At 57.8% G+C, this 11068-nt stretch carries 13 protein-coding genes and 1 rRNA gene; 12 read left to right on the top strand and 2 right to left on the bottom strand.

The genetic code is table 11. The annotated features are described in order from the left end of the window. The first annotated feature begins 7 nt into the window (after positions 1 to 7). The 8 genes from B5M42_RS22070 (at position 8) to B5M42_RS22105 (ending at position 7398) form a co-directional block, all read left to right on the top strand. Complete coding sequence (locus B5M42_RS22070; RefSeq protein WP_134755106.1) at positions 8 to 778, top strand: NUDIX domain-containing protein; 771 nt, start codon at positions 8 to 10, stop codon at positions 776 to 778. A 72-nt stretch (positions 779 to 850) separates the two neighbouring features. Continuing rightward, positions 851 to 1390 carry a cysteine hydrolase family protein gene (locus B5M42_RS22075; RefSeq protein ID WP_230633127.1) on the top strand — a complete coding sequence of 180 codons (540 nt, stop codon included), beginning with the start codon at positions 851 to 853 and terminating at the stop codon, positions 1388 to 1390. 403 nt (positions 1391 to 1793) lie between these two features. After that, positions 1794 to 2645, top strand: coding sequence for an ammonia-dependent NAD(+) synthetase (gene nadE, locus B5M42_RS22080; protein ID WP_268999320.1), 852 nt, complete (start codon positions 1794 to 1796; stop codon positions 2643 to 2645). Between the two features lie 6 nt (positions 2646 to 2651). After that, positions 2652 to 3143 carry a macro domain-containing protein gene (locus B5M42_RS22085; RefSeq protein ID WP_134757758.1) on the top strand — a complete coding sequence of 164 codons (492 nt, stop codon included), beginning with the start codon at positions 2652 to 2654 and terminating at the stop codon, positions 3141 to 3143. A 6-nt stretch (positions 3144 to 3149) separates the two neighbouring features. After that, entirely contained in the window at positions 3150 to 4595 is a 1446-nt protein-coding gene (locus B5M42_RS22090) for a nicotinate phosphoribosyltransferase (RefSeq protein ID WP_134757756.1), read from the top strand. 33 nt (positions 4596 to 4628) lie between these two features. Beyond that, positions 4629 to 5279, top strand: a complete 651-nt coding sequence (gene pnuC, locus B5M42_RS22095; protein ID WP_134757754.1) for a nicotinamide riboside transporter PnuC — start codon at positions 4629 to 4631, stop codon at positions 5277 to 5279. After that, a complete protein-coding gene (locus tag B5M42_RS22100; RefSeq protein ID WP_134757752.1) occupies positions 5276 to 6268 on the top strand; it encodes an AAA family ATPase in 993 nt (330 codons plus the stop codon). The genes pnuC and B5M42_RS22100 overlap by 4 nt, the downstream gene beginning before the upstream one ends. 239 nt (positions 6269 to 6507) lie before the next feature. Further along, positions 6508 to 7398, top strand: a complete 891-nt coding sequence (locus B5M42_RS22105; RefSeq protein WP_134757750.1) for a cation diffusion facilitator family transporter — start codon at positions 6508 to 6510, stop codon at positions 7396 to 7398. Positions 7399 to 7463: 65 nt separating this feature from the next. On the opposite strand, the gene B5M42_RS22110 is transcribed toward B5M42_RS22105, so the two are convergent. Continuing rightward, complete coding sequence (locus B5M42_RS22110) at positions 7464 to 7742, bottom strand: hypothetical protein (protein WP_134757762.1); 279 nt, start codon at positions 7740 to 7742, stop codon at positions 7464 to 7466. A gap of 155 nt (positions 7743 to 7897) precedes the next feature. On the opposite strand from B5M42_RS22110, the gene B5M42_RS22115 reads away from it, so the two are divergent. Beyond that, positions 7898 to 8125, top strand: coding sequence for a hypothetical protein (locus B5M42_RS22115; protein ID WP_134757748.1), 228 nt, complete (start codon positions 7898 to 7900; stop codon positions 8123 to 8125). Here B5M42_RS22115 and B5M42_RS22120 read toward each other — a convergent pair. Next, positions 8122 to 8976 carry an SDR family oxidoreductase gene (locus B5M42_RS22120; protein WP_134757746.1) on the bottom strand — a complete coding sequence of 285 codons (855 nt, stop codon included), beginning with the start codon at positions 8974 to 8976 and terminating at the stop codon, positions 8122 to 8124. The two genes, B5M42_RS22115 and B5M42_RS22120, sit on opposite strands and share 4 nt — an antisense overlap. Positions 8977 to 9110: 134 nt before the next feature. On the opposite strand from B5M42_RS22120, the gene B5M42_RS22125 reads away from it, so the two are divergent. The 3 genes from B5M42_RS22125 to B5M42_RS22135 all read left to right on the top strand — a co-directional run. After that, complete coding sequence (locus tag B5M42_RS22125; RefSeq protein WP_134757744.1) at positions 9111 to 9500, top strand: VOC family protein; 390 nt, start codon at positions 9111 to 9113, stop codon at positions 9498 to 9500. 93 nt (positions 9501 to 9593) lie between these two features. Further along, positions 9594 to 10346, top strand: coding sequence for a YwmB family TATA-box binding protein (locus tag B5M42_RS22130; RefSeq protein WP_134757742.1), 753 nt, complete (start codon positions 9594 to 9596; stop codon positions 10344 to 10346). A 478-nt stretch (positions 10347 to 10824) separates the two neighbouring features. Further along, positions 10825 to 11068: ribosomal RNA gene (locus tag B5M42_RS22135) — 16S ribosomal RNA — on the top strand; the annotation flags it as partial.

An 11068-nucleotide genomic window follows, 5' to 3' on the forward strand; every position in this document is an offset into this window, starting at 1 on the left:
GAAAGTCATGGAGCCGGTTGAGCACGCAGGCAACTACACATCAGCCAAATACCGCACTCCGGACGGCGCTCCGGCGGATATCGTCATCTTCACGATTACCTCGACGGAAAAGCAGGCTGGCAAAAAAGCGCTGCCGCACCGCGATCTCGAAGTGTTGCTCATTCAGCGAAAGGGCTGGCCGTTTGCCGGACAGTGGGCGCTACCCGGCGGTTTTTCCAAGGATAGCGAAACGATCTACGAGAGCGCCCGCCGTGAGCTGCAGGAGGAGACCGGGGTGGCCGACGTGCATCTGGAATATTTTAACGTGTACAGCAAGCCTGGGCGCGACCCGCGCGGCTGGATCATCTCACATGCGTTTTTGGCGCTCGTAAATGAGGTTTATTTGACTGGGCGGCGGGCCGACGACGATGCGGCCGATGTCAAGCTGTTCAAGGTGGAGGAAGCGCTGGAGCTGGAGCTGGCGTTCGATCACGGCGAAATTTTGCGCGACGCGCTGGCCAAAATCCGCGAGAACATGCTGACGACGGCGATTGCGCGGGAATTTTTGCCCGAGGAATTTACGATCAGCGAGCTGTATCAGGTTATCCAGACGGTTGTGCCGGATTTTGAAGAGAGAAATTTTATCCGTAAAATTACGTCTACCCAAAGCCGCCGGGGGCTGATCGAGGAGGTGCGGGACGCGGCCGGTCGGCCCAAGCAGTCCAATCGCTACTCGCAGCGGGCTGCCCAGCTGTATCGGTTTACAGAGTATGTGCCTCAGCTGTCGATTTACAGCTAGGCCTCTCTTTTCGTGGTTTGATATTGTATTATTGATAATATTAAAATGATAATTTGATGGAGGCGATCTTGGATGCAAGCTTTGATTGTGATTGATTATACGTTTGATTTTGTGCTCGGCGCGCTGCCTGTGGGCGAACCGGCGGTGGCCATCGGCCCGCGGCTGTGCGAGATTACACGTTCGTTCTTGCAGCTTGGCCATTGGGTGGTTATGGCGGTTGACGTACATGATGCCGGCGATCCGTACCATCCGGAAACGAAGCTGTTCCCGCCGCATAACCTGCGCGGTACGGACGGCCGCAGGCTGTTCGGCGAGCTGGAGAGCGTCTACGAGCAAAATCGCGAGCGCATCCATTGGATGGACAAAACGCGCTATAGCTCGTTTGCCGGTACGGATCTCGATCAGCAGCTGCGCGCGCGCGGCATTCAAGAGGTGCATCTGGCCGGCGTATGTACGGATATTTGCGTGCTGCATACGGCTGTCGATGCGTATAATCGCGGCTACCGCGTGTTCATTCATAGCGACGCTGTAGCGTCGTTTGATCCTAAGGGCCATGAGTGGGCGCTGGGGCATTTTGAAAAGGTGCTTGGCGCAATGGTTGTGCATAAGTAATGGGTTTTGAAAAAGCTTTGACCGGCTGGCGTCGGCGGCAGGTATCGGCCTGCTGACAGCCGATATGCTGGCGTCGACCCGCAGGCGTCGAACTGCTGACGCCGATCTGCTGGCGTCGAGCTGCGGGGCCGGGCGCTGCGATGCGAATATGTAAAGACGGGAGTGGATGACGATGGACGACCAACGGAAAGCGGATGAGCCGAAACGTTCGGAGTGGGCGAATCGGGAAGAGCGCGGCGCAAGCGGCGCTGGCGGTGCTGTTGCAGGACGTGCAGGTGGTGCAGCCGGCGCGGGCCAAATGGCAGCAAGGGGGCCGATGCAGCAGCAAATGGGCCACGCAAAGCCAGCCGGGTTAGCTGGGCAAGCTGGGCCAGCGGGCCAAAGCGGCCAAGGGGGCCGAACCTTGCCGGTCGATCCGGCTAGCGGCAAGCAAGCCGCGATCATCGCGGCGCTGCGCGTGCTGCCGACGATTGAGCCTGTCGAGGAAATCCGGCACAGAATCGATTTCCTCAAAGCTTACCTGCTCCGTACGGGAGCAGGCGGATATGTGCTCGGCCTGTCGGGCGGACAGGACTCGACGCTGGCCGGCAAGCTGGCGCAGCTTGCCGTCGATGAGCTGAACGCCGGCGGCTTGGCGGGGGCGCGGCGACAATTTCTCGCCGTACGCCTGCCGTACGGCGTGCAGCGCGACGAGGCCGACGCACAGACGGCCATCGCCTTCATTCGACCGGACCGCGCGGTCACGGTCGATATTCGCCCCGCCGTCGATGCCGCGGCGGCGCAATTCGCAGCGGCGACCGGGGAAACGCTGAGCGATTTTCACAAAGGCAATGTCAAGGCGCGCGAACGGATGAAGGTGCAATACGACCTGGCCGCTCATTACGGCCTGCTCGTGCTCGGCACGGACCATGCGGCTGAGGCCGTGACCGGCTTTTTTACCAAGCACGGCGACGGCGCTTGCGATGTGGCTCCGCTGTACGGCTTGAGCAAGCGGCAAGGACGGCAGCTGCTGGAGGCGTTGGGTTGTCCGCCGCCGCTTTACTTGAAGCAACCGACGGCCGATTTGGAGGATTTGCGTCCGGGATTGCCCGACGAGCAGGCGCTGGGTTTGACCTATGCCGAGCTTGACGATTATTTAGAAGGCCGGGAGCCTGCTACCCCGGCGGTGAGAGAAGCTGTCGAGCGGCGATATGCGGCCACGGAGCACAAGCGGCGCGGGCCGGTAACCGTCTACGACGACTGGTGGAAGGAGTGAGCGGCCATGCTTAGAGCGATTGCGGGTGATATAACCCGACAAAATCAGGCTCGTTTTATTTGCAATGCGGCCAACGGGACGGGACCGATGGGAGCGGGCGTGGCCGGGGCGATCCGGCGCGCCGGGGGTCGGGCGATTCAAGCGGAGGCCGAGGCTTGCTGCGCAGCGCGCGATATTCGGCCGGGCGAGCTGTATGTGACTGGCGCAGGCACGTTGCCTTATGAGCGAGTGCTGCATCTGGTCACGATGAAAAAGCCAGGCGGTGCGACCAGCTACGCGATTGTGCGTGCCTGCCTGCAAGCGCTGGTGCGCTATTGCGAGGAGATGGGCATTGACGCCCTCGCGCTGCCGGCGCTGGGCACCGGGGTGGGCCGGCTGGACCCCCGCAAGGTGGCGGAGCTGTTCGGCGAAGTGCTGCGCCCACACCCGAAGATTGTTTTTACCGTTGTCGATATCGATGAACGATTTATCAGCCACGTGCTGCGGGAAGCGAGGTAAGCCGCAATGACTTACGATAATTTGACATTGCATACGGACAAATATCAAATCAATATGATGTACGCGCATTGGATTAACGGTACGCACAACGATAAAGCCGTGTTTGAGGCCTATTTCCGCAAGCTGCCGTTTGCCGGCGGTTTTGCCGTTTTTGCCGGACTGGAGCGCATCGTGCGCTACATCGAAGGCTTGCAGTTTGCCGAAGATGATATCGCGTTTCTGCGCGAGCAGGAAGAGCAGTACGACGAAGCGTTTTTGGAGGAGCTGCGCCGGTTTCGCTTTACAGGCCGGTTGTATAGCGTGACGGAAGGGACGCCGGTGTTTCCCGGCGAGCCGCTCATTCGCGTGGAGGCACGCGTTTTTGAGGGCCAATTGGTCGAGACGGCGCTGCTCAATTTCATGAACTACCAGACGCTGATTGCGACGAAAGCAGCGCGCATCCGTCAGGCTGCGCCGCACGACGTGCTGCTCGAATTCGGCACGCGCCGCGCCCAAGAGGCCGATGCGGCCATTTGGGGCGCGCGCGCCGCTTATCTCGCCGGCTTCGATGCGACGTCGAACCTGCGGGCCGCCAAGCTGTTCGGCATCCCGGCCAAGGGCACCCACGCTCACGCTTGGGTGCAAGGCCACGCGACGGAATTGGAAGCGTTCCGTCGTTATGCAGCGGCGCTGCCGGACCACGTCACGCTGCTCGTCGACACCTACGACACGCTGCGCAGCGGCGTGCCGAACGCGATTGCCGTCGCGCGCGAGTTGCAGCGCCAAGGCAAACAGCTCAACGCCATCCGCCTGGACAGCGGCGATCTGGCGTATTTGTCGAAAGCCGCCCGCGCCATGCTGGACGAGGCCGGCTTTCCGAACGTGCGGATCGTCGCTTCGAACGATCTCGACGAAAACATCATCGCCGACCTCAAAGCGCAAGACGCGGCCATCGATAGCTGGGGCGTAGGCACCCAACTGATTACCGCTGCCGATCAGCCTGCGCTGGGCGGCGTCTACAAGCTCGTTGCCCGCGAGCAGGACGGCGGGTATATCCCTGTCATCAAAATATCGGGCAACCCCGAGAAAGTGACCACGCCGGGCGTCAAGGACGCGTACCGCATCGTCAATCGCCTTACCGGCAAAGCCGAAGCCGATTATTTGGCGGCGCCTGAGGAAGACGACGTGCGCGAAGGCAGGCGGATCAAGCTGTTTGACCCGCTGCGTCCTTATTTGCACAAATACATCGACGACTATGACGCCCAGCCGCTGCTCCAGCCGATTTTCCTCGATGGCCAGCGGGTGTATGAGCTGCCGACGCTGGACGACATCCGCCGCCATCATGCGGCGCAGCTGGAGCTGCTCTGGCCGGAGCACCGGCGCAAGCTGCACCCGGCTGCTTATCCGGTCGACTTGAGCGAGCGGGTGTGGCAGATGAAGATGGACCTGCTTCATCAAATAACTGGACAATAAACAAAGCCGACCCCACAAAGGAGAGTTGCCATCATGAACAAAATAGGCTTGATCGTGCTGCTGCTGGCTGCAGATTTGCTCGTATCCTGGTATACCTCGTCCGGCTGGCTGGAATATGTCGCCACGACGACAGGCCTGTTGAGCGTTTTTCTCACGGCCCGCGAGAACATTTGGGCTTGGCCGACCGGGCTGGTGAATGTCGCTTGCTTCTTTGTAATGTTTCTGGATGCCAGGCTATATGCCGATATGACGCTGCAGGTGTTCTTTTTCGCATTGAGCGTGCTCGGCTGGATCGTTTGGCTGACGGACCGGGGCGGCCGCAAGGTGCGCCCGACCCGCCAGCTCGACAGGCGATTGGCGCTGATTTTGGCAGGAGCGCTCGTCGTCGTTACGCTCGTCTGGGGCTATTCGCTGGCGAAATTTACGGATGCTTCGATTCCATTCGCGGATGCACTGATTGCTACGCTCAGCCTGATCGCCCAGTTTCTGCTTTCTTATAAATTTCTGCAAAATTGGTACGTATGGATCGTCGTCGATGTTCTGTCCATTGGCATGTACGCGTACAAGGAGCTGTACAGCGTGGCGTTTCTATATGTCGTTTTCCTTGGCTTGGCGACAGCGGGCTTGCTGTCCTGGAAGCGGGACGCAGCCACCATCAGCCGCGGCGCGGAGGTGCGCGCGTGAACCGTACGGTCGGCTTGACGTTAGGCAAATTCGCTCCGCTGCATCGAGGGCATCAGCTGATGATCGAAACCGCACTGCGCGAAACCGATGCGGTGATCGTAATCATTTACGATTGCCCGGAGACGATCGATATTCCGCTGGAGGTGCGGGCCGGCTGGATTCGCTCCCTGTACCCGTCCGTTGAAGTAATCGAAGCGCGCGGCGGTCCGAGCGAGGTCGGATACACGTCCGAAATCAAGCGCAGGCACGAGGCCTATGTGCTTGGTTTGCTCAAGGGGCGCCAGATCACGCATTTTTATTCCAGCGAGCCTTATGGCGAGCATATGAGCGAAGCGCTGGGCGCCGTGAATCGGCAGGTAGATCCAGACCGGCGGGCTTTCCCGGTATCCGGTACGCAGGTGCGCCGCGACCCATACGCCTGCCGGGCGTATCTGGCCCCGATCGTTTACCGCGATCTGATCGTGAGCGTGGTGTTTCTTGGTGCGCCTTCAACGGGCAAAACGACGCTGGCCGAGCATGTCGCGCGCCTTCGCCAGACCGTGTGGATGCCGGAATACGGCCGCGAATACTGGGAACGCCATCAAGTTGACCGGCGACTTACGCTGCCCCAGTTGACGGAAATTGCAGAAGGCCACTTAGAGCGCGAGGAGCGTCTCTTGGTCGATGCACGCAACGAGCTGTTCGTTGACACGAATGCGATAACAACCTATCTGTTTGCTCTGTACTATCACGGCTGCGCCGAGCCGCGGCTGATCGATTTGGCCGATCAGGCCGCCTGGAGGTATGATCGGGTGTTTGTGTGTGATACAGATATTCCCTACGACGACACGTGGGATCGCTCCGGCGATGTCCAGCGGCAGGAATTTCAGCGGCAAATTCTGGACGACTTGCAGCGCCGGGGCGTCGCCTACACGCTGCTGCAAGGCTCGCTTGAAGCGCGGACCGAACGCGTAGCACGCGAGCTGGAAACTTATAATCGCTGGAAATAGCCGGACGCGCTGCGGTTTTTCGAACCGACGAACTGCTTTTTTTTGGGCGCTGCGAATTTTGCCAACCTGGGCCCCATATGCTATAATAAAGAGACGTCTTGCTAACAAGTGTGGTGATCGCATGCCGGTTCAATCGTCCTTATTTTCATCCCATATCGTTAAAATTCCAACCCTTGACCCGTTTGCGGTCGAGGGTTTTTGTTTCCTGCGGGAAACAATGCTGAAAGGGGTCATAAAAAATGAGCAAGGATAACAATCGCTCTATGCTGGCCGTCTGGATCAGCCTGATCAGCAACGTCGTGCTGACGGCGATGAAAATTGCCGCCGGGCTGCTGTTCAATAGCCAGGTGCTGCTTGCGGACGGGGTGCATAATGCGGGCGACGTCATTGCGACCTTTGCTTCGCTGACCTCGATGCGCATTTCCCAGCGCCCAGCAGACGAAGATCATCCTTATGGACACGGCAAAGCCGAAGTGATCGGTTCGGCGATTGTTTCGATCATTCTCGCTCTGGCTGCCGTCTATATCGCTTATGAATCGGTCATGTCGTTTATGGAGGAGCCGGCCAAAGCCAGCTTTATGGCGCTGATCGCCGCCGTCATTTCGCTCGTATGGAAGCAGGCGCTTTACGTCTACACGATCCGTATCGGACGGCGTGCAAACAGCAAGGCGCTCATCGCTACCGCCTACGATCATCTGGCTGACGTGTACGCGTCGCTCGCCGCCGTGGCCGGTATCGGGTTGGCGTTGATCGGCGAAGCCTACCATTTTCACTATTTGTCCTATGGCGATCCGCTTGCCGGGATCATCGTGTCGGGGCTTGTGCTGAAGCTGGCGGTACATATGGGGCAGGAGGCGTTTGACGTGCTGATGGAAAAAGCGGTCAGTCAAGAGAAGCTGGACGCTTACGCGGAGCTGGTCAGCTCGGTTTCCGAGGTCAAGCGCATCGACCGCATCCGCGCCCGGGAGCACGGCCATTACATCCTTGTCGATGTGCGGGTCAGCATCCCCGGCGAGCTGTCGATCCAGCAGGGCCATGACATTTCGCGCGCGATCAAAAAGGCGATTATGGAGCGGCACGACGACGTGGGCGAGGTGCTGATTCACTTGAACCCTTGGTACGCGGCCTGAGCCGGGCGCGCCCGGTTTTGGCCACCGGGATAACCACCCATGAAAAAAGCCGCTTGACGCGTCCGTCAAGTGGCTTTTTGGTTGGCACATATTTCAAAATGATAAATCGTATTGCGCGTCAGCACACGAAAATCCGGGCCGTCGCGATCGATAGCCTGCACCCGTGTCGTTTTGAAGGGGATGTATTGATGAATGCCGGATAAAATCATCGGGTTGCCGATTTCCGTCGGCTTCAGCTCGCGAAAGGTTTGCCCTTGAATTTCGTCAAAATCAAACCGTTCCGAGCGGTGTTTGGGCGTAATCCCGTCCACCTCGTAGATCTGCAGCAGCTTTAACAAGCGCATCAAACGTCAAGCCTCCTAGTCGGCGAGTCTACTCCCAGTATACACCTGTTCATGGCGTTCTGGGGAGAGGTCTGGCTAACAAACGTCTAACAATCGGCTAATACTTTTCTGGCGATATCGGCTTAGAATGGGTAGCAGGGATGGAGGTGCCGTTCATGCAACATATCAAAATGGCCATTATTGATAAAGAGGTTTATGTGTTTTTTGATCCGCTCTACCGCGACTCCGTACCATTAGCTGTAGAAACCATTCAGAATAGCCTGTCCGACGACGAGGTCCGCAAAATTTTTGAAACCTTGTTTTTGGTGAATGTGACTGACGTCGAGACGACGCTGTATTCACTCGAAGGCGACATTGTGAGCCTGCCTCTGCAGCTGATCTAACGCTGCTGCCGCTTCAATTCGCGAAGCAACATCGCTTCGATCCAGCGCCAAGGAAGCCGTTCCTTGAGCCATAGCATCAGCGCCGCTTTCCGACCGACCGGATACCGCAGCTTGGGCCGCGGGTGCCCGGCAATCCGGGCAATCAGCCTAGCCACCTCGGCCGGATCGGACGAGGCCTCCGCCGTGCGCCGCGCATAGCGCAAAATCGCCTCCAGCCGCGACTTGTAAGGCGAATCGCTCCTGCTTGCAAAGCCGGCAAACCCTTTTTCCCAAATGTCCGTGCGATAAGGTCCCGGCTCCACCAGCACGACGTTCACACCGAACGGGCGCATTTCCAGCCGCAGCGCTTCACTGAATCCCTCAATCGCAAATTTAGAGGTGGCATAGGGGGCAAAAGCAGGCAGCGCGAAGCGTCCGCTGACGCTGCTGATATTGATGACGAGGCCGCGTCCGGCTGCTCGCATCAAGGGTAGCGCCGCTTTGGTTACGGCAATGGTGCCGAACACGTTCGTTTCCAGCTGCTGCCGCCAAGCGTCCATGTCAATTTCCTCGGTAAACCCTCCGAGTGCGTAGCCGGCGTTATTCACCAGCACATCTATACGCCCATACGTTTCCCATACGGCTTGTACCGCCTTTTGTATAGACGACGCATCGGTTACGTCCAACTGCACACCATGTATGTTTTCGGCTACGCCGGCTTGTTGCGCCGCATCCAGCAGCGCCGTGCTGCGGGAGAGATCGCGCATCGTTGCTGCGACCCGGTATCCGTGCCGCGCCAGCTCTACAGCCGTCAGCAGGCCGAAGCCGCTTGACGTGCCTGTAATCAGCGCCACAGGTTGATTTTCCTTCATGCTGCTGCCTCCTTACGTCCATATCTTGATTCTAGGTGAAAAAAGATCAGGCAGCAATGCGCGGTCCGCGCTTTTCCTTGCCCGCCGATTTCGCTACAATAGCGATAGATCTTAATTGGGGGAGGATACAGAGTATGGCTGTTACAAAAATGGAGCATGTCGGCGTCATGGTCGCCGATCTGGAGGCGTCGATCCGTTTTTATGAGCAGGTGATCGGCCTGACGCTGAAAGGAACGCTGCTGCATACGAACGGTGTAATTCGTCTTGCTTTTCTCGGCTTTGGCTCTGCCGGCGAAACCGAGGTGGAGCTGATTGAAGGCTATAACGCCGGCTTGCCCGTGGAAGGCAAGGTTCATCATTTGGCGTTTACCGTCGACGATATCGACGCGGAGTACGCGCGAATCGTGGAGCTGGGGCTCAAGGGCGTGGATGAAAGCATCACGACGCTGCCGAACGGCTCGCAGTACTTTTTCTTTGACGGGCTGGACGGCGAGCGCATTGAGTTTTTCCAATCTACTCGATAATCGGCAGGTTGCCGGCGAACAGGTATAGGTTTGCTAGATTTGGGCATCCTTTTTACTAGAATCTTAGATTCCGGTGAATGGGGTGCTTTTTTGATGAACAAGTTTTGGCTGCTCTCGATGATCGGTATGGCGGTAATCAGTTGGATTTTCGGATGGGTGCGCCATGCGGAAGCCAGCGCGGGGAACGACGCCGAGCGGTTGCTGAACGCGGTCAAGCCCTTTGTTCAAAGCGAAACGCGCATTGAATTTAAATATACGGCCAGCTATGGCGATTGCCAAAGTGGAGATCAGGCGCTGCTGGCGACAGGGCGCGAGCTGAGCGGGCGACTGGGTCTCGGTCAAGCGGCAAAATTGGGCGTTTCCAACGATCATTCGGTGTACACGTCGGAGAACCGCGTGTTTGACGGCGGTACGGCAACGCTTACGGCAGCGCATCCTCAAGGACAAGCGGCCTGCTACATGGTGCTGCGTCTGGACGCTTCGGCACAGGTGGCGCAAACGGATTTGCTCGATTGGCAGACGCGCATGAGCGGCTTGCTGGAGGAATTGAATCTTGACGGGGCTTGGAACATTATGGTGCAAGGCGAAGCTGTGGTCGACCCGAGGCTAGGGGAGGTGCAAGCCAAGCAAGTAACGGCTGGCCTGCTCGGCACGCTCGATGCCGCAGCATTGGAAAGCTATGCCGATACGGGGACATGGAGCGTTTCGGCGATAACGGCGCAATTGGCCGGAGGAGTCATGAGCGGCGACCACCGCATGAACCTGCAAGCCGCGATGCATCGCGATTCCGTAAGCGGCAAATGGCGATTGACCGTGGGCACGCCAATTGTCACAATGGAATATTAAGCGAAAAGGATGAGCGGCGGTACTTGTCACGCACGGCTCCCGGAGCGTGGTGCCGACCGTTACCACGGCTGTCCAAACTGATTCCTGTTACATTTTTATCCAGTTGCATTTCTATTTTGTTCGTGTTAAAGTAGTTTTCGTTGCTCTTGAACAGAGAGCGGCGGCCACAAATTGGCACTTGCCAAGGTTTGAGCGGATGTGGTATTCTAGCATTCCGGCCATTCGATACCGCTGGAAAAACAAGATCGTTTGAAAAAAAGTCTTGCAATGCGGTTCGAGGTTGTGGTATAGTGAAATTCCTGCTGTTTGCGAGAGAGTCACAGCGGACAAGCAGATGATTGCTCTTTGAAAACTGAACAACGAGTGAAGAAGCACAACGGTCGCGCAAGCGGCCACAACAAGAGATTGCAAAATCTCGCTAGCAGTAAATTTTGAGCTATTTGAGCTTAACAATAACGGACAAGCAATTGTCTACACTTTATTGGAGAGTTTGATCCTGGCTCAGGACGAACGCTGGCGGCGTGCCTAATACATGCAAGTCGAGCGGATTCTTTCCTTCGGGAAAGGGTTAGCGGCGGACGGGTGAGTAACACGTAGGCAACCTGCCCTTGAGATCGGGATAACTATCGGAAACGATAGCTAAGACCGGATAGCTGGTCTCTCCGCATGGAGAGATCATGAAACACGGAGCAATCTGTGGCTTGAGGATGGGCCTGCGGCGC

Source organism: Paenibacillus athensensis (assembly GCF_004514475.2).
GTDB lineage: Bacteria > Bacillota > Bacilli > Paenibacillales > NBRC-103111 > Paenibacillus_AL > Paenibacillus_AL athensensis.